The organism is Alcaligenes pakistanensis (genome assembly GCF_014652815.1).
GTDB lineage: Bacteria > Pseudomonadota > Gammaproteobacteria > Burkholderiales > Burkholderiaceae_B > Alcaligenes > Alcaligenes pakistanensis.
The window spans coordinates 699,309-717,965 of sequence record NZ_BMZN01000002.1 but is presented as its reverse complement, the minus strand read 5'-3'; the positions used below and the strand labels follow the sequence as shown (position 1 = coordinate 717,965).

Here is an 18,657-nt window from a genome sequence, read left to right as displayed (position 1 = left end):
GGGCAGTTCATGAATATCGACCAGCCATTGACCCTGTTGGGTGGCATCAGCGCGCATGAGTTCATGCAAACCTACTGGCAACGCAAACCTTTATTGATACGCGGCGCCATTCCTAACTTCAAGCACTCGCTGAGCATAGACAATATCCGTGAACTGGTAACGCGCGAAGAAGTCGAGTCGCGCCTGATTACTCATGACGGCGAAGACTGGGAGATGGAAACCGGGCCCTTTGACGAACTGCCTCCCGCTTCCCAGCCCAACTGGACTGTCTTGGCCCAGAGCGTGGATCTGCACGACGACAATACTGCTGCCCTGATGCGCCAGTTCCGTTTCATTGGCGATGCCCGCCTGGACGATGCCATGATCAGCATCGCCTCCGATGGCGGTGGCGTAGGCCCACATTTCGACAGCTACGATGTGTTCTTGCTGCAAGCCCACGGCAAACGTCACTGGCGTATCAGCCAGCAAAAAGATCTGAGCCTGTTGCCCGACCTGTCCTTAAAAGTTCTGCGCCATTTCCAGGCCGAAGAAGAATACGTGCTGGAGCCCGGCGATATGCTGTATTTGCCTCCTCACGTCGCACATGACGGCATCGCTATTGGCGACTGTATGACGATCTCCATCGGCTTTCGTTCACCGACTCAGGCCACCCTGATCCGTGGCCTGATGGATGCGGTTTCGGACCAACTGGCCGCTGCTAGTGGTGAAGGCTTTGGTTTGTATGCCGACCCACCGATTGCCATGCCCGAGACCATGCAAAACCGCTACACCGACTCGGATGCCATTGCCAGCAGCACTCCTGCCGCTTTGCCGGAAAATCTGATTCAAAAATCGCTGGAAGCGCTGCACGCCGTCCGTTTTGATGAGTCCCTAGCCTCGCGCTTTCTAGGTGTCTGGCTGACTGAACTGCCTAGCAATAGCTGGTTCGACATTGCCGAAGAACCCATCGACCTGCACGACACTGATCTACCCGCTGGCCGTTTGGTGCTGGATCGCTGCTCGCGCATGATGTATCGCGGCGATGAGCTATACATCAACGGCGAGGTCGCCTCTTGCCCTGCCAGCCCTGCCCTTAAGCAACTGGCCGATCAGCGCGAGATCCAGATTCCGGGCAATGTTTTTGCAGAACTGGATGAAGACGAACGCGAAATGCTAAATGCTTGGCTGGATGACGGCTGGCTACAGTTTCTGGAAGGCTGAAAGCTAAGCCTTTAGCTCACTCAGGCAGGTTCAGAGAAAAGGCGGGACAGCGTGCATGCTGTCCCGCCTTTTCTCTGAACATCCACTGTATTATTCACAGCACGCAGCGCGAATAAATACCATTGTGAACTTCGCCTTCCACTATGCACAAACCCGCTTCAGGCACTGAGCCATTCCCTTTTCAAGGCGAGCGAGCAAAAGCTGGAAACCTGTATTATTCGGCAACGAGACTTCAAGCCACACAAATCTGATAATGCAGCTGGCAAGATGAGCTATTCGTCACAAGGCCCACCCTCAGCGGCTTTGCTACTCATCCCAAATCGACCTTTGGCCACATTCAGCATTCACGCAGCCACCCAAAAAAATTCAGTCAGGCACCTGCCCATCTTAAAAGTGGTCTGCCCTACATGCCAAAAGCGTCCTATCTAGCCAGTCCATTTAATCGCTATAAATAGTGCTTGTTTGTCATCTCTCCTTTTGGAAAGCGCTGAGCACTATGTCTACCTCTCGATCATCCTTATCCCATTTAGTCAGCGATCTGATCCCGCCCATTGTGGCCGGTCTGATCTCGGTCATCGTTAATTACGGTGGTACTTTTATTCTGGTTTTCCAAGCTGCCAAAGTCGCCGGGCTCAGCCCCGAGCTGACTGCCTCCTGGGTATGGTCGATCTCTATTGGTGTCGGTGTCACCGGCCTGCTTTTAAGCTGGGTTTCGCGTGAGCCCATCATCACAGCGTGGTCCACCCCTGCAGCGGCTTTTCTGGTTACCGCCCTGGCCAGCACACCCTATGAAGAAGCCATTGGCGCCTATTTAATATCGGCCGCAGCATTCGTGGTGCTGGGCCTATCATCGTACTTCGAGCGTTTGATCCGCCTGATACCCAACGGCATTGCTGCTGGCCTGCTGGCCGGGATTTTGCTGCAATTTGGCATTGGTGCCTTTGGCAGCATGACGCTGGACCCGAAGCTGGCCGGTTTGCTGATTCTGGCCTACCTGATCATCAAGCGGTTTTCCGCACGCTACGCCGTCGTGGGCATTCTGATTTTGGGCCTGGCATTCCTGCTCTTGGAGCACCGCGTCGACCTAAGCGGCCTGAAACTAGAACTGGCAGCCCCTGTTTTCACCATGCCCGTGTTCACTCTCAATGCCTTGCTCAGCGTGGCCTTGCCCTTGTTTCTGATCACTCTGACTGGCCAATACATGCCCGGCATGCTGGTGCTACGTAACGACGGTTTTCGTACCAGCGCCAACCCCATTGTGTGGGTAACAGGACTGGGCTCGCTCATCATGGCCCCCTTTGGCTCTCATGCCATGAACGTCGCCGCCATTACCGCCGCCATCTGCACGGGCCCCGAAGCGCACCAAGATCCCTCCAAGCGCTGGATCGCCGGGATTGCGGCAGGTGTGTTCTACATTCTGGTCGGTATCTTCGGCTTAACTCTGGCAGCCGTATTTATGGCCTTCCCCGCAACCTTTATCACGACCCTGGCTGGCTTGGCCTTGCTGGGCACGATTGGCGGCAGCTTGGCAGGTGCCATGGCAGAACCGAAATCGCGTGAAGCCGCTTTGATCACTTTCCTGGCCTCGGCAGCCAATATCACCCTATTTGGGATTGGCGGGGCCTTCTGGGGGCTGGTGATTGGTCTGCTGGCATATTTCATTTTGAATGGGAAATTGCCGCAGCGGAAAACGGAGAAGCTGGGGAATGAAGCGCTTCCCACTGCACCAGATACTCGTTGATGAAGCCGCACAGGCACTGACCTGAACGCCTGAAATCACGCCCATTGGCTTTTACTTAAACAATGCCGGTACTACAGGACCCGACGCCTGAAATGTCAAATCATCAGGCGGCCTCTTAAACCGCGACGTTGAGAACAGCAAAGAAGCCCGGCCTTGCACCGGGCTTTTTCTATCTCTTTTTGGTTTGATCAGTGCGTTGGTAAAAGTGGATTCTCTTACTACTTTCCTGAATCGCCACAAAGCAGGCCTCACTCCACAGGCACAGCACACGTCCCCTGGATTCATCTCAGCAGCCAGCAAACGTTCCTTTAAGTCATGGATCTCTTGGCTCACTCAGAAAAACACGGTTCACCTAGAGCAGACAAGCTGTCCAAACACATTGAAACTACAATTCTTCCACCCTAGTTTATTGTGAAAAACAGTTACATAAAAACCACTAAAAATCAGTAAAAATACCAAACCACATGCTAAACACCCCAAAATAAACTGAAAGAACTAATAGTCACAATCTCCTGACTGTCTCATTGCCAGCCAAATGCTAGCCTGCGCTGGCTTTGGTTTTCAGGAAACAGTGTCATGCTTGGCGATTTCAATCTTGCGTCCCCCTATGCGGCTTATGCCTGTCTTCGTCAGGGGCCTCCTTTGGTGTGGGATGCAAACTTCTGTGGTGGGGCCTGGCTGGTTCACAGGCACAGCGATGTACAAGCCTCATTGCGCCATCCTGATTTAAGCGTGCGGCGTGTTGGGGGATGGGTGTCTCAAGCCGGTGCAGCGCCCTCGCCTCGTCTACAGGCTTTTAAGGGCTTGATGGCCAGAACGCTGGTGTTCCTGGATCGCCCTCGTCACACCCGCGTACGGCGCGTCGTCAATACGGCCTTTAGCCCAAAATCACTAGAAACACTGCACAGCACGATCGAGGAGCGCATCACGCAGATCCTCCTAGGCCTGGAGCAAAAGCTACAACACGGTCCCGCTGACCTGGTTGATGAAGTCTGTCGTCCTTTACCCGCTTTGGTCATGATGGATTTGCTCGGTTTAGAGCAGCTACCTTTAGCTATTTTCCAGGTCTGGTCGGAGCAACTAGCTCGTTTTATCGGGCAGGCCACGCCTGATGTTCCCTTATTGATGGACACCCAGAACGCCTTGCTGGATATGGCGGATTTTTTAGGCAATACATCCAATCTGCGTGAGGGCGGTCTTGCTTGGCAGCTTTTACATGACGAGCACCTGTCCCTACACGGCAGGCGTGAGCGTCTGGCGCAGTCCTGTATGTTGCTCTTTGCTGGCTATGAAACCTCCCGGCATCTGCTCAGCACGCTTTTTCAGACCCTGCTCAGCGACACCAGCAAGCTGCGTAGTCTACAAACGCAGCCTGAAAACATTCCTGCTGCCATCAAAGAAGTATTGCGCCACGACAGCCCGATTCAATATACGGCCAGACGCCTGATGCGGGACCAACACTGGCACGGCCAGCACTTGCGCAAGGGGCAGTTACTGCTTCTGCTGTTAGGCGCGGCCAACCGAGACCCTGAGGTTTTTACTGAACCTGATGAATTGGATTTCAGCCGCAACAATCAGGCCGAACTCTCTATGGGCCACGGTATTCATCACTGTTTAGGGGTTGCTTTGGTGCATCTGGAAGCGCGGCTCACCCTAGAAAAAGCCCTCCCCCTGCTGTCCCGCCTTCAACTCGGCCAAGGGCAGCGCATTGACTTACCTGCCTACCGTGGCTGGAATAGCCTGCCGGCCCAATTACGTGAATCGCAATAATGAGTGCCTTTCTTTCCCATGTGGATCAGCAACTGGCCGCTTTAAAAGCAAAGAAGCTCTGGCGTCAACGCGCTATTAGCCGTCCTTTGCCGAACGCACTTATTGAACGCAATGGACAGGTCCTGCTGAATTTTGCTGGCAATGATTATTTGGGCCTAAGCCAGCACCCCAGTCTACAAAAGCTGGAACCACAAAGCGTGGCCGGAGCAACGGCCTCTCCCTTGATTTGCGGTCATCACCCACTTGCTCACGCACTGGAGCAGGAATTGGCGCAATGGAGCGGCTTTGAGGAAAGCCGTCTATTTGTCAGCGGCTATCAAGCCAGCCTGGGGGTGATTCCTGCGCTGGTAGGGCCCGGCGACACAATCTTGTGCGACAGGCTCAACCATGCCAGCCTGATTGACGCCAGCCGACTGTCCGGTGCGCGCTTGCGTGTCTATCCCCATCGGGATATGGAACGCCTGGATGATTTGCTCAGCCGCCCAAGCACGGGGTTCAAGCTCGTCATTTCAGATAGCTTGTTCAGCATGGATGGCACGCTGGCCCCCGTCGATCAACTGCTTGATCTCTGCGAGCGCCATGATGCCTTGCTGTATCTGGACGATGCACACGGTTTAGGCGTATTGGGTGAAAACGGTCGCGGCGCGCCCGAGTGCTTTTTGCTTAGCCCCGCAAAACGCCAGCGCCTTGTCTATCTAGGTACTTTTGGCAAGGCAGCTGGTCAAGGCGGGGCCTTTGTCGCCTGCTCCCACGCCTTGGCGGACTGGTTTACTCAGTCCGCCCGCAGCTATGTGTACAGCACAGGACTGGCTCCCGCCCACTGCGCCGCGCTTCGCACTTGCTTGCACTTGATCAAGCAAGCCCAGCCCCAGCGCTCTTTGTTAAATGAGCACATTCAGACGCTCCAGACCCTGGGTCAAGACCTGCCCTGGGGCCTCGTCCCTTCAGACACGCCTATACAAAACCTGCTGATTGGTGAGATCGAACCCACCTTAAGGCTGTCCGAACTGCTGTTGGAACAAGGCATTTGGGCCCCCGCCATACGTCCACCTACTGTGCCTCGCCACCAAGCCCGATTACGCCTTTCTCTGTCTGCCGCCCACAAGCGTCAGGACATTGAAAAACTCGCTCAGGCTCTACATGAAGCCGGTCACTCTTTACGGTAAGTTGCCATGACACCAAGCCCCCTCTCTTCCCTGGCCCAGCGCAGTTTAAAGACTGTCTGGCACCCCTGCACGCAAATGCAGCATCACGACCAAGGTGTGCCACTGCTGGCAATCAAACGTGCCCAAGGAGCCTGGCTTTACGATACCGACGGCCATCGTTATCTGGACGCCATCAGCTCCTGGTGGGTGAATCTGTTTGGGCACAGTCATCCGCATTTGGTAAAGGCGATCACAGATCAGGCTCAGCAGTTGGACCACATCATGCTGTGCGGTCTGACACATGAACCCGTGGTGCAGTTATCCGAACAATTGACAGCCTTAAGCAATCATCATTTAGGCCATGCTTTTTATGCCAGTGACGGCGCCTCGGCTGTCGAAATTGCACTTAAGCTCAGCCTGCATTACTGGCGCAATCAAGGCCAGGAACACAAACATCGTTTTGTAAGCATCGAGCAGGCTTATCACGGCGAAACACTAGGAGCCTTGGCGGTAACGGATGTGCCTTTATTCCGTGAAAATTACGGCTCGCAGCTGAGCAAACAATACACCGCTGCCAGCCCCGACTTGCGCCAAGCAGCCAGCGCCGAGGAGCAAACCCAGATCACTGAAAAAGCCCTCCAATCGCTGGAGCAGATTCTGGATAGTCATCAAGACATTGCTGCTGTGATCCTGGAGCCGCTGGTTCAATGTGCAGCAGGCATGAAAATGCATTCCCCCGACTATCTACGCGGTGTTCGCGCTCTGTGCGACCACTATCAGGTGCATTTGATCTTGGATGAAATTGCCGTGGGCTGCGGGCGCACGGGCACCTTTTTTGCCTGCGAACAAGCCGGAATCTGGCCTGATCTGCTGTGCCTGTCCAAAGGAATCACAGGTGGGGCCTTGCCCTTGTCCGTAGTGCTGTCCACATCGGCGCTCTACCACGGTTTTTATGACCCAGACTTGCGCCGTGGCTTTCTGCACTCACACTCTTACACCGGTAATCCCTTGGCTTGCCGTGCCGCTTTAGCGAGCCTGCAATTATTTCAGCAGTACCCCGTCTACGAGCTGCAAAGAAAACTGGGACAGCAGATTGATGAAGGATTACAGGCTTTGGCGCTGCGCTCCCCCAAGATGCAGCATCTGCGTCGCACGGGCGTGATTTGGGCATTCGACCTGGATATAGGCCAACCCCGTTACGACCATCTAAGCTTTGCGCGTCGCTTTTACCGCTCGGCGCTGCAATATGGGCTCATGCTGCGCCCCATCGGCAATACGGTCTACCTGATGCCCGGCTATCTGTGGACTGAAGCCGAAGCCCAACATCTGTTAGATGGCTTAGGGCATTTATTGAAGGAATACGCATGAAGACCTGTTTCGTCACAGGCACGGATACGGAAATTGGTAAAACCTTAGTCAGCTCGGCCCTGCTTCATTTATTCGGCCAAGAAGGGGCACGTACGCTAGGCGTCAAACCGATTGCATCCGGTGCAGAGGACAGGGATGGCCGTTTGCATAATGAAGATCTGGACGCCCTGGCGCGACACTCTACTGTCAGGCTTGCCCCTGAAAGACTGACACCCTATCTGTTTCAGGAAGCCGCTGCGCCACACATTCTGGCAGCCCAGGCCGGCAACTATTTGGAGCCCGCTCTTATCCAGCAAACTATTCAGCAACTGAATGGGCAAGCCGACTATATGGTTGTTGAGGGTGTGGGCGGGTTCATGTTGCCATTGGGCCAAGGACGAACGGGAGTGGATTTGGCACAGACCCTGCAGCTTCCGCTGGTGCTGGTCATCGGTGTGCGTTTGGGGGCCTTGAATCACGCTTTGCTGACGGTTCAAGCCATACGCGCCAGTGGCTTGCCTTTGTTAGGCTGGATCGCCAATTGCATCGATCCGGAGATGGGCTATCTCCAGGAAAATCTGCAGACCTTGCACGATTACCTGCCCGGCCCTTGTCTGGGAGTGATTCCCCGGCTGGATTCACCCAATCTGGACGAGCGTATTCAACAGGCAGCGCAATATCTGCATTCACCGTGGGTAGATCAAGGCAGAGTCAACGCGGGATAGTCTTAAAGAAAGTAGCTACCCACGCTGCCTAACACAGCCACGCCCAACAGTAGGCAGATCGCTCCGCTCAAGGCAAAGCGCAGGGCGGGATTAGCGGACCAGGCATCCACGCAGACATTCATCCAACGCTGACGCCAGCCACCTTGCCCTGCTGCCCCCCCTGTTTTCCTGGAGTCAGCGCGCAAGCGATTCAGTTGCTCGGCGCTGATTCCGTCCATCGCCTCCCACTCCAGCTTCCAGCGCAAGAAAGCAGCCTGATGTTCGGGATCAATGGAAAGCCAGGCTCGGAACGCGGACTGGCTGCGGGCATCGCCCTGGTGCTTGGGATCGTGGTGCTTTAGCAGCCAGCTCAAGGCCTGTTCATCAATATGCTGCATGCGCTCGTCCTTAGACATACGAGCCAGCTGGACGTGGCACTGCCCCGTCCACCCGGTTTATCGCCGCTGGGTTGTGACGGCAAGCCAGCATGGCCATGCGTACATACTGCTCCACCACGCGGGGGCTGGTGCCCATCTGGGCAGCGATTTCTTTATAGTTCAGGCCTTCAAAACGATGCAGCACAAAGGCTTCGCGACGACGACGCGGCAAGGCCTCGATCATGGCCAGCATACGTGCGCCAGGCTCTACAGGAGCGTGAGCGGCGGAGGTGCCACGCAGCATGCGCAGGCAAAAACGTAAACCGTTGCGATAAAACGATTTCAGCATGGGCCACTCCCTAAAAGATATCAAATGATAATGGTTCCTATTATCTTTTCTGTTTTAGAGAAAGTCCAGCCCTGTTCAAGAAAGATTAACTATAAACACAAAATTTGGTGTGTCAGGCCTAATGGACGAGCCAACTTCATGGCACACAGATGTGTGGTGTCGCTCTGCGCCGGGCCGGTACAGGACCACAGCTTCTCAGGCGATTGTGGCGTTCGTCCCTTGCTGGTCAAGAATCCGACAGACAAAAAAAGCCCTGGTACAAAACCAGGGCTTTTTCCAGGCGGCCCTAGGGCCGACTCAGCTCAATCAGTTGCCGGGACGCAGATTGGTGGACAGCACATTGATAATGCGCTTGGCTGTACCGGTAGTCTGTTCCTGACCTTGCTGATCCAGCACGGTCACGCGAGTGCCAGCACCTTGGGCGCTGAGCTTGATGCGGAACGGTGTGGCTTCGGCGGTGTTACGGCTGCCGAAGATGCGGCCAATGATGTTTTGCTGTTCGATCTTCTCGCCCGTATCCGAATCCAGATAGCGGATGAAGAACTCGCCAGCGGAACGATCGCGGTCTTCAACCGAGAAGCCGGCGGAGTCGATGGCTACGCCAACACGACGCCATGCACGGTCAAAGGACTCGTTCAGCAGCAGCTCTGCCTGATCGCCTTTGTCCGAAGCCTGAACTTGAACACCGGCAGGGTCTTTGGAAGCATTGGCAACCTGTTCACGAGCCGTTTCAATATCCAGACCCAAGAACACCATCATGCGAGCCAGCATGGCTGCATTCAGACCTGGATCTTCTTTGGCGAACACCCATTTAAAGGCGGAACCGTCTGCTGTGGGAGTTTCTTCCATGTGCTGGTGGGACACATAGATTTCAGTCTTGTTGCCGACGCGCTCAAAGCGTGTGCGGAAGCGATCGCGCTCGCCACTATCAAACACCTGATCAATGATGGAGCCCAAGGCACTGCGAATCCAGCTTTCTGGAATCTTGGCGCGGTTTTCAGCCCAGTCGGTCTGAATCAGACCAGCACGAGGATCTTGGGACTGAATAGTGAAACCATTGTCACCCCAGAAATCAATAATACGGGGGAACAGGTCTTCCACAGGACGGTCCACGACCAACCAGCGCAAATCGCCGTCGCGCATCACTTTGATGGCATCGGACTTAGGCAGAATATCGTCTGCCCCGCCTTTAAGCTGCTGTGCGTTTTGACCTTGTGCGTAGACCGAGTAGGACGTGGCACCTTCAGGCGCGCGGTAATGCGCATCGCGGTTAGCCTGGGTCAGATCCGGAGGAATGCTCAAGGGATCGCCTGCAACCGTACTTTTGTAATTAACCGATTCGCCTTGGCCCATTATCTGGTCCATCGTCGAGCAGCCCGACAGCACCAACAGGCTCAGGGACAGCCCGATCAGGCTTTTATTAACTGGCTTAGCAATCATGGAAGAAGATCCGCAAGTTTCAAAGATTGACGCAGCAATTCGTGATGCTGTGCATTTAACGGCGTCAATGGTAAACGATAACCCAGCTGAGTAAGGCCCATTTCTGCAACGGCCCATTTCACGGGAATGGGGTTAGCCTCAACAAACAGGTTCTTGTTCAGACCTGCCAAATGGGCATTCAAACGACGTACCGTGGGTACGTCCATATCCAGCGCGGCCTGACACAGCTGGCTCATCAAGCGTGGCGCCACGTTGGCCGTCACGGAGATATTGCCTTTGGCACCCAGCAAGATATAAGAAGCGGCAGTAGGATCATCCCCGCTGACCACAATGAAATCTTCCGGTGCATCACGCAGCAGCAAGCCACCACGCGCCAGATCGCCCGTTGCATCTTTGATACCAATGATGTTGGGGATTTGGGCCAGACGCAAAACGGTATCGTTTTGCAGGTCGGCAACCGTGCGGCCAGGCACGTTGTACAGGAACTGGGGCAGGTCAACCGCTTCGGCAATGGCGCGAAAGTGCAGATACATACCTTCCTGGGTAGGACGGTTGTAGTAAGGCACCACCGACAAACCGGCATCGGCGCCCACTTCCTGGGCATGACGCGACAGTTCAATAGCTTCACGCGTGGAGTTGCCACCCACACCGGCAATCACGGGAACACGCCCGGCGGCATGCTCAACAGCGACCTTGATCAGTTCAGCGTGCTCATCAACCGACACCGTGGGCGATTCGCCCGAGGTTCCAACGACCACCAGCACACGGGTTCCTTCCTGTATGTGCCAGTCGATCAGCTTTCGGTAAGCGGCAAAATCCAGACCCCCATTGGGATCCATGGGTGTAACAAGGGCAACCATGCTGCCCTGAAAATTGGAAATAGCAGAGTCCGAACTTGCCATGATGAGATGAATCTCCGGGTTTAAGGCCCTACAGCCCAAAAAAATAATGACTCACAAGTTTAACGGATAAGCCGTTAAATCATAAGAACCATTTCAATACGCCTTCACCCAACGCAATCAAAGGCCTCATCAGGGTCCACAGTGCGCCGGTAAACATCAGCAAGATCAAAATGACCATGCCGTAAGGCTCGATACGAGAATAATGATAGGCCAAACGATCAGGCAATAGACTAAATACAATGCGGCCCCCGTCCAGAGGCGGCAAGGGCAGCAAATTCAGTGCCATCAAAACCAGGTTGACCTGTACACCTGCGATAGCCATGCCCATCCAGAAACGGCTGTCGCCCTGGCCCAGCTTGACCATCAAATGGGCGTACAAAACCCACAAAATAGCCATCAACATATTAGAGGCAGGCCCAGCCAGCGCCACCCAAAGCATATCGCGCTTGGGATTGCGCAAGCGGCTCCAATCCACAGGCACAGGCTTGGCCCAGCCAAAGAGAATGCCGCCCATGCCCATCATGGCACTGGAGAGCAACAGCACCGCCGGCACCACCACTGTGCCTATCGGATCAATATGGCGTAATGGATTTAGGCTGATACGGCCGGCCAGCATGGCCGTAGGGTCGCCAAACATGCGCGCTACGTAACCGTGCGCGGCTTCGTGCAGCGTAATGCCAAAAATGACGGGCAAAGCATAGACCGTTAAGGTCTGTATAAAAGAGTCCATGGTGATCCTTGGTCCGGGCTGGGGACTTATCCGCTACCGATCAAAAGAGATAAGCCACCTGCAATCAGCCCGTCTGATTGGGACAGCGAGTGCTGCCCCAAGGTTCAGAATTGAAACACGGATACGCATCTGGACGCGAGTTTTGTGCAAGCCAAGGGGATCAAGACAGGCCCAAAGTGGCAGGATCACCCGAACCACGACGCAGCACCTCCGGTGTCGGACCGGTCAAATCAATCACGGTCGTGGCTTGCAAGGGGCAAGGTCCGCCATCGACCACAGCAGCCAATTGGTGAGCAAAGCGCTCCAGGATTTCCTGGGCATCATTTAAAGGTGCATCTTCGCCCTCGGGAATCAGAGTAGTGGAAATCAGTGGGCTGCCCACTTCTTCCATCAAAGCCAACGCTACTTTCTGGTCAGGAACCCGAATACCAATCGTTTTACGCGAGGGATGCGACACGCGACGCGGTACTTCTTTAGTCGCTTCCAGAATAAACGTCCAAGGACCTGGGGTCGCCATCTTCAACAAGCGGTACTGCGGATTGTCCACTTTGGCAAAATGACTGATCTCGGCCAGATCACGACACAGCAAGGTCAGATGATGACGATCATCCAGGCCACGCAAACGACGCAGGCTATCCGCCGCGGACTTGTCGTCCAGACGGGCGACAACGGCATAACTGGAATCGGTAGGAATGGCTAACAGCCCTCCTTTAGCCAATAGTTCAGCCGCTTGAGCCAATGCGCGGGGTTGGGGGTTTTCGGGATGAACGACGAATAATTGAGACATTTCGCGCTTCCTTGCTATTACGAGGGGAAATCATTAAACCTGAGTCCCCTGCTTATCGGCAATACCGAGGGCAGACTCAGGGTTGAGACATTCTTACAAGGCTGTTGCATTATTTGGAAAAGCCATGCTAGAATACATTCTTTACTTCACAGCCCACCCCTAGGTAGGCCAGAAGCAAGAAAGCAGTAACAGTGGTGGCCGTAGCTCAGTTGGTAGAGTCCCGGATTGTGATTCCGGTTGTCGTGGGTTCGAGCCCCATCGGTCACCCCAAAAATTTACCGCTTCCAACGTTTTGTATATCTCCTTAAATGGCGACAAAATCAGGAAATGGAAAAACATACTTTAAAGCCCGCCACGTTGCGGGCTTTTTTGCGTTTGTTCATCGTAGCAAGTTTGGCGCCTTCGCACACCCCCGCACAGGTACCGACTGGACAATAAACTGTGTTTGATTGTGAACCCACAGTCTAACGACACCCCCTCCTTTACCGCTCCATCGGCAAGCAACCAAGCCCCGCTGCCAAACGTCACTCCAGCCGTTATCCCAACTTTTCAGACTGCCTCACCAGCAAGAGAAACTGGCACAAAATCACGCTTTCTTATACTCTAATCTGTCCCATTTTCTGGAAGTTGCTGATGACACTCGGTTTTCCCTGCTGGGATCAGGCACCCGCTCATTGGGACTGGTTAGCACAAGACGAAGACGGCCAGTGGTTTTGGTATGGCGTCCAGCCCTCCCCCGGCATAGGCGGTGGCGTATGGCGCTCCCCCTCCCGCCTGCAGCAGTTTGCAGCCCAAGGCGAACCTAATCCATCCTGGATGCATAGCCTCTACCAACGCCCTGAACAGCCTTCACGAGAACCGTAGCACCTGAACCCATGCAAGAGCATCTGATACACCTGCGCTCCCTGTTGCACGATTATTGGCCGCATCTGGCTCTGGCGCTGAGCGTTATCCTGGGCGCTTCGGCGGCGATTCATGCCGCCATGACCAAAAATGATGTCCGCGCCGCCATCAGTTGGGTCGGTGTCATCATCATGTCCCCGCTATTAGGGCCGTTTTTGTATCTGATTGCCGGTATTAACCGGGTGCGCCGTCAAAGCCGGCTGGAACACAGTGCCGATGTGTTCTATGAACAAGTCACCTACCTGCATCCTCCCGTCTCCGATATTGGTGCCTTGGTGGGCGCGCCCTTCCGTTCTTTACAGATTCTGGGGGACCGGGTCAGCCGCAGCCAATTACGCAATGGAAACAATGTACGGGTACTAATGGGCGGCGATCAGGCCTATCCCGCCATGCTGGAAGCCATTCACCAGGCTCGCAGCACGATTGCCTTGCAAAGCTATATTTTCGACAGTGACCGCTTAGGGAGTGAGTTTGTCAGTGCGCTGTCCAAGGCCCATCAGCGCGGTGTGCAGATACGCGTCCTGGTTGATGCCATCGGTGCCAAATATTCACGCATTCCCATTGTCCGATCGCTGCGCCGCGAAGGCATACGTTGCGCCTTGTTCATGACCAACCCCCTGGGCTTTTTACGCATGCCCTACGCCAACTTGCGTAGCCACCGCAAACTCTTAATTGTGGATGGCACAGTGGGGTTTACCGGCGGCATGAACCTGCGCGAATCCTTTATGGAGCAGTACAGCGACGGCAAGCCCTCCCAAGACACCCACTTCCGTTTGGAAGGCCCGGCTGTCATGCAATTGCTGGCCTCCTTTCGCCACGACTGGCAGTTCACCACCCGCGAGGATCTGTCCCCCGCCTACTGGCATGCCAGTGCCTCGCCTGCTCCCAAGCCCCATGTTCCCGCACGTTGCATTGCCTCCGGCCCTGATCGCTTCATGGCCAGCACACACCATATGCTGCAAGGCGCTTTCGCGGTTGCCCAACGCCATATTCGCATTCAGTCTCCCTATTTTCTGCCAGACCAGATTTTGCTGGGAGCCTTGAACACGGCCGCCCGACGCGGCATACAAGTGGATATCGTCATTCCTGGACAAAACAATCTGCGGCTGGTCAATTACGCCATGACGGCCCAGCTGGATCAGGTCCTGCGTGCCGGGTGTCGCGTCTGGCGGGCTTGCGGCCCTTTCAACCACTCCAAGCTCATGACCATCGATGGTGTCTGGTCTTATATTGGCTCGTCCAATCTGGACCCGCGCAGCCTGCGCCTGAACTTTGAGCTGGATGTAGAGATTTACAGCCGCGATACGGCCCGCCAAATCCAGAACCTGATTGATCGGGAAATTGAAGAGGCCGAAGCCGTTAGCCTGGAGTCCTTGACCTCAATCGGCTTTGGCAAGCGTTTGCGCAATCGCCTTATCTGGCTGGCCAGTCCTTATCTCTAGTGTGGGTACGCCTAAAAATCGTACAGGCTTCAAGAAAGCCCTTGGCTTGCACAATCTTTCAATCCGCTTGCGCACCCACCCTCTATAATCAAGCACTTAAACGGTCTACACAGATAGGCGTGCCGTTCCCATACAGCCTTGAGCGCCTTTAAAAAAACAATGTCCGAGCTTCCCTATTCCGATCTGGCCCACTGGGCCGCCCACCATCTGGAAAATCGCCCTCCCCGTGCCAAGTCCCTGGTCATGACCTTGTTTGGCGACGTCATCCGCCCGCATGGCGGCAAACTGTGGTTGGGTAGTTTGATTCAACTGCTGGCCCCCTTTGGGATCAGCGACCGGCTGGTGCGCACCAGCGTGTATCGACTGGCAGAAGAAGGCTGGTTAAGCGCGCAGCGTGAAGGGCGACGCAGCCAGTACACCTTGCGTCCCGAAGCCAGTCGGCGTTTTGAACACGCGTATCAACGCATCTACACCCCGACCTATCTGGCCTGGGATGGGCAATGGACGCTGATCTTCAGCATGCCCAGCCTGATGATGAACTCCAAGCAACGCGCAGACCTGCGCAAAGAACTGCTGTGGGAAGGTTTTTGCGCCCTGTCCCCTACCGCTTTCTTGCATCCCAATCCGGACCACACCATTCTGGATTACATCTTGCAGGCCACGCAGGCCCAATCCCTGGTCTATGTGGGCAAGCTGGAACCGTCTCAGCTGCCACAGACCCGGCCCCTGTCTCAATTGATTCAGGACAGCTGGGATCTGGCCCAGGTAGCCAGCGGCTATGGGCAGTTCATTCAGCGCTTTGCACCGGCCTTGGCAATGCTGGACGCCGGCCAGTCCTATGACGACGAACTCGCTTTTGTGATTCGCACTTTGCTGATTCACGAATTCCGCCGTATTCAATTGCACGATCCCCAGTTGCCCATTGAGCTGCTGCCTGCTGGCTGGGCCGGAAAGCAAGCTTACGAGCTGTGCCGGGATGTGTACCGCCAGGTCTGCGCCAAAGCCGAACGCTATATCCTGTCCACCTTGCGAGCCGAGGACGATCAAGCCCCGGAAGCCGCTGCTTATTTCTACGAGCGTTTTGACGGCTTGCCCACCCCTGCCAAAGATCAAGCCTGACGCTGATACCAGCACCTTCCAAGCAGCCGTAAAGGCTCATAAAAAAACCGGTGTGACTTTTAATCACACCGGTTTTTTTGTGCCCAGTGATGAGCAGAGCCAGGCTCGGGCGGGTAAGCCCGGCCTGTCAGGATGGCTTAGTGCGAAGACGCGGCTTCTGCACCCACACCTGTTTCGGAACGGACGGACTGCGCCTCAAAGCCGGCACGGTCAATCGCCGCACGCTCGCTTCTATCAGTGATCGAGAAGAACCAGATCGCGATAAAGGCCAAAGGCATGGAGAACAAAGCAGCCGATGCATAAGGGAATGGCGCCGAACCAACCGGATTACCCAGTGTGGCTTCCCACACCGATGGCGAGAGCATGGTCAGCAGCAAGGCAACGATCAAGCCCAGGAAGCCCCCAATCGTGGCACCACGAGTCGTGCAGCCTTTCCACAGAATGGACAGGAACAAGACAGGGAAGTTAGCCGAAGCAGCAATCGCGAAAGCCAGAGACACCATGAAGGCGATGTTTTGCTTCTCAAAGATAATGCCCAGCAATACCGCAATGACACCCAGTATCAAGGTCGTGACACGCGATACACGCATCACTTCCTCGTTGGTAGCCTCGCCTTTCTTGATCAGCGTGGAATACAGGTCATGCGAAACCGCCGAGGTACCCGACAATGTCAGACCCGCCACCACAGCCAGAATCGTGGCAAAGGCAACAGCCGACATAAAGCCCAGGAAGACGTCACCACCCACGGCATCAGCCAAGTGAACCGCCGCCATATTAGAACCACCAATCAGGTCGCCGCCAATTTCCAGGAAACGTGGATTGGTCGACACCAGCACGATGGCGCCAAAGCCAATAATGAACGTCAGGATGTAGAAGTAGCCAATCCAGGTGGTTGCCCAGAACACGGATTTACGTGCTTCTTTGGCATCAGGCACCGTGAAAAAGCGCATCAAAATGTGTGGCAAGCCTGCCGTACCGAACATCAAAGCCATACCGAAGGAAATGGCACTGATGGGGTCTTTGATGAAGTTACCAGGCCCCATAATGGCCTGACCAATCGTGGAGGCCTGGACGGCGTCCTTGCCGGCAGCAAGAGCAGCATCTGTCTTGACCTGAACCGCAGCAGCAAACAGCTTTTCAGGCGAAAAACCATACTGAGCCATCACCATAACGGCCATGAACGTGGCACCAAACAGCAGCAGACCGGCTTTAATGATCTGTACCCAGGTGGTGGCTGTCATGCCGCCAAAGAGCACGTACACCATCATCAGCACACCCACCAACACCACAGCAACCCAGTACTCCAGACCAAACAAAAGTTTGATCAGCTGGCCTGCACCCACCATTTGGGCGATCAGGTAGAACAAGACCACAACCAGGGTGCCCGAGGCCGCAAAAGCACGGATAGGACCTTGGCGAAAGCGATAAGCCGCCACGTCAGCAAAGGTAAATTTGCCCAGGTTACGCAGTTTTTCTGCCAACAGGAACGTAATGATGGGCCAGCCGACCAAAAAGCCGATGGAGTAGATCAGGCCGTCATAGCCGTTGATCATCACCGCAGCCGAAATACCCAAAAAGGAAGCCGCAGACATATAGTCACCGGCAATGGCCAGGCCGTTTTGAAAGCCTGTAATACCGCCACCTGCCGTGTAGAAGTCAGAGACCGACTTGGTGCGGGCAGCCGCCCATTTGGTAATCCACAAGGTCGCCAGAACAAAGGCCGCGAACATGCCAATGGCCGTCCAGTTGGTCGGCTGCTTTTGCAGCTCGCCCAAGTCACCGCCCGCCGCCAGCAAGGCGGGGCTGACCAGCATCAAGCCCAAAACCAGGCCAGAACGAAGATGGGAATGCTTCATTTACGCACCTCCTCGAGAACTTCCTTGGCCATCTGGTCAAATTTGGTATTGGCACGCCAGACATAAATGCCCGTAATGACAACCGCCAGGACAATCACTCCAAAGCCAATGGGAATACCCAAAGTCATGACGCCATCACCCAGCCGCTCTGCAAACAATTCCTTGTCGAAAGCAATAATGCCGATATAGCTGTAGTAAGCCACCAGCATGATAATGGTTAATATCCAGCCCAACCGCAGCCGGGTCTTGACCAGATTCTGATAGCGAGGATTGGCCGTAATCCGACCTACAAGGGGGTCTTGCATAGTTTGTCTCCGCATTGTTCTGAACGCCTTATTTTGCTGGCGTATCTTATTGAACCGGCTCAGCCAGGAAAGGCTGAAAACGGCGCTGTAAAGACGCCTGCCGACGCCTATGCGGTGAACATTAGAGCCCGACACTTACACCATGCTTACTGTTAGCACGGCATCAGGGTTATGCCTAGGACAGGGCAAACACACCCCAGCACCACAGGACAACAGCCCCTGGGAAAATCAGGAAAAACACTGTTAAAACAGCGACTTACAATAGAATAAGCAGCAAGAAAAGACCACGCAGGAAGGTGGTGGCGGCCCGACAAGGACAGGCAGGCGCTGCGTAAGAAAGGACGTAGATATGGCGCGGGTGGAGGGGTTCGAACCCCCGGCCCCAGGCTTAGAAGGCCTGTGCTCTATCCAACTGAGCTACACCCGCCAGGTTCTGATAGCACCGCCAAACCAGGCTGGGCGATGCAAGGTCCTGAAATTCCGGTTCCGTAAGAATCTGAACCGACTCAAGGCCACATTTTTGCAAAAAAACAGGGCCAA

General features: G+C 54.9%; 17 protein-coding genes and 2 tRNA genes. 10 read left to right on the top strand and 9 right to left on the bottom strand.

Going from position 1 to position 18,657, the window contains the following annotated elements; genetic code table 11:
• Positions 1–9: 9 nt before the first annotated feature.
• The 6 genes from IE156_RS08235 to bioD all read left to right on the top strand — a co-directional run bounded on the left by IE156_RS08235 (position 10) and on the right by bioD (position 7,928).
• Positions 10–1,200 (top strand): JmjC domain-containing protein, encoded by a 1,191-nt coding sequence (locus IE156_RS08235; protein WP_189392035.1) that lies wholly within the window; start codon positions 10–12, stop codon positions 1,198–1,200.
• A 496-nt stretch (positions 1,201–1,696) separates the two neighbouring features.
• The gene (locus IE156_RS08230; protein WP_189392034.1) at positions 1,697–2,941 is read left to right on the top strand and encodes a benzoate/H(+) symporter BenE family transporter; all 1,245 of its coding nucleotides are present in this window, start codon (positions 1,697–1,699) and stop codon (positions 2,939–2,941) included.
• 576 nt (positions 2,942–3,517) lie between these two features.
• The gene (locus IE156_RS08225; RefSeq protein ID WP_189392033.1) at positions 3,518–4,711 is read left to right on the top strand and encodes a cytochrome P450; all 1,194 of its coding nucleotides are present in this window, start codon (positions 3,518–3,520) and stop codon (positions 4,709–4,711) included.
• Positions 4,711–5,877: an aminotransferase class I/II-fold pyridoxal phosphate-dependent enzyme gene (locus tag IE156_RS08220; RefSeq protein ID WP_189392032.1), complete on the top strand. Its 1,167-nt coding sequence runs from the start codon at positions 4,711–4,713 to the stop codon at positions 5,875–5,877. The genes IE156_RS08225 and IE156_RS08220 overlap by 1 nt, the downstream gene beginning before the upstream one ends.
• A gap of 6 nt (positions 5,878–5,883) precedes the next feature.
• Complete coding sequence (bioA, locus tag IE156_RS08215) at positions 5,884–7,224, top strand: adenosylmethionine--8-amino-7-oxononanoate transaminase (protein ID WP_189392031.1); 1,341 nt, start codon at positions 5,884–5,886, stop codon at positions 7,222–7,224.
• Complete coding sequence (bioD, locus tag IE156_RS08210; protein WP_189392030.1) at positions 7,221–7,928, top strand: dethiobiotin synthase; 708 nt, start codon at positions 7,221–7,223, stop codon at positions 7,926–7,928. The genes bioA and bioD overlap by 4 nt, the downstream gene beginning before the upstream one ends.
• A gap of 2 nt (positions 7,929–7,930) precedes the next feature.
• On the opposite strand, the gene IE156_RS08205 is transcribed toward bioD, so the two are convergent.
• From IE156_RS08205 to IE156_RS08180, 6 genes are all read right to left on the bottom strand, one after another.
• A complete protein-coding gene (locus tag IE156_RS08205) occupies positions 7,931–8,323 on the bottom strand; it encodes a FecR/PupR family sigma factor regulator (protein ID WP_189392029.1) in 393 nt (130 codons plus the stop codon).
• Complete coding sequence (locus IE156_RS08200; protein ID WP_189392028.1) at positions 8,316–8,633, bottom strand: sigma-70 region 4 domain-containing protein; 318 nt, start codon at positions 8,631–8,633, stop codon at positions 8,316–8,318. Before IE156_RS08200 ends, IE156_RS08205 begins: the two co-directional genes overlap by 8 nt.
• A gap of 306 nt (positions 8,634–8,939) precedes the next feature.
• The gene (gene bamC / locus IE156_RS08195; RefSeq protein WP_189392027.1) at positions 8,940–10,073 is read right to left on the bottom strand and encodes an NlpB/DapX family lipoprotein; all 1,134 of its coding nucleotides are present in this window, start codon (positions 10,071–10,073) and stop codon (positions 8,940–8,942) included.
• Complete coding sequence (gene dapA, locus IE156_RS08190; RefSeq protein WP_189392026.1) at positions 10,070–10,975, bottom strand: 4-hydroxy-tetrahydrodipicolinate synthase; 906 nt, start codon at positions 10,973–10,975, stop codon at positions 10,070–10,072. The genes bamC and dapA overlap by 4 nt, the downstream gene beginning before the upstream one ends.
• 79 nt (positions 10,976–11,054) lie before the next feature.
• Complete coding sequence (locus IE156_RS08185) at positions 11,055–11,705, bottom strand: site-2 protease family protein (protein ID WP_189392025.1); 651 nt, start codon at positions 11,703–11,705, stop codon at positions 11,055–11,057.
• A gap of 160 nt (positions 11,706–11,865) precedes the next feature.
• A complete protein-coding gene (locus IE156_RS08180; RefSeq protein WP_189392024.1) occupies positions 11,866–12,492 on the bottom strand; it encodes an L-threonylcarbamoyladenylate synthase in 627 nt (208 codons plus the stop codon).
• 194 nt (positions 12,493–12,686) lie between these two features.
• On the opposite strand from IE156_RS08180, the gene IE156_RS08175 reads away from it, so the two are divergent.
• The 4 genes from IE156_RS08175 (at position 12,687) to paaX (ending at position 15,956) form a co-directional block, all read left to right on the top strand.
• Positions 12,687–12,762, top strand: a tRNA-His gene (locus IE156_RS08175).
• Between the two features lie 363 nt (positions 12,763–13,125).
• Complete coding sequence (locus IE156_RS08170; protein WP_189392023.1) at positions 13,126–13,356, top strand: hypothetical protein; 231 nt, start codon at positions 13,126–13,128, stop codon at positions 13,354–13,356.
• A gap of 11 nt (positions 13,357–13,367) precedes the next feature.
• Positions 13,368–14,837: a phospholipase D-like domain-containing protein gene (locus IE156_RS08165; protein WP_189392022.1), complete on the top strand. Its 1,470-nt coding sequence runs from the start codon at positions 13,368–13,370 to the stop codon at positions 14,835–14,837.
• Between the two features lie 159 nt (positions 14,838–14,996).
• Entirely contained in the window at positions 14,997–15,956 is a 960-nt protein-coding gene (gene paaX / locus IE156_RS08160) for a phenylacetic acid degradation operon negative regulatory protein PaaX (RefSeq protein WP_189392021.1), read from the top strand.
• Positions 15,957–16,093: 137 nt separating this feature from the next.
• On the opposite strand, the gene IE156_RS08155 is transcribed toward paaX, so the two are convergent.
• The 3 genes from IE156_RS08155 to IE156_RS08145 all read right to left on the bottom strand — a co-directional run bounded on the left by IE156_RS08155 (position 16,094) and on the right by IE156_RS08145 (position 18,544).
• Positions 16,094–17,812, bottom strand: coding sequence for a cation acetate symporter (locus tag IE156_RS08155; protein WP_189392020.1), 1,719 nt, complete (start codon positions 17,810–17,812; stop codon positions 16,094–16,096).
• Positions 17,809–18,117 (bottom strand): DUF485 domain-containing protein, encoded by a 309-nt coding sequence (locus IE156_RS08150; protein ID WP_189392019.1) that lies wholly within the window; start codon positions 18,115–18,117, stop codon positions 17,809–17,811. The genes IE156_RS08155 and IE156_RS08150 overlap by 4 nt, the downstream gene beginning before the upstream one ends.
• A 350-nt stretch (positions 18,118–18,467) precedes the next feature.
• Positions 18,468–18,544 (bottom strand) — tRNA-Arg (locus tag IE156_RS08145).
• Positions 18,545–18,657 lie beyond the last annotated feature (113 nt).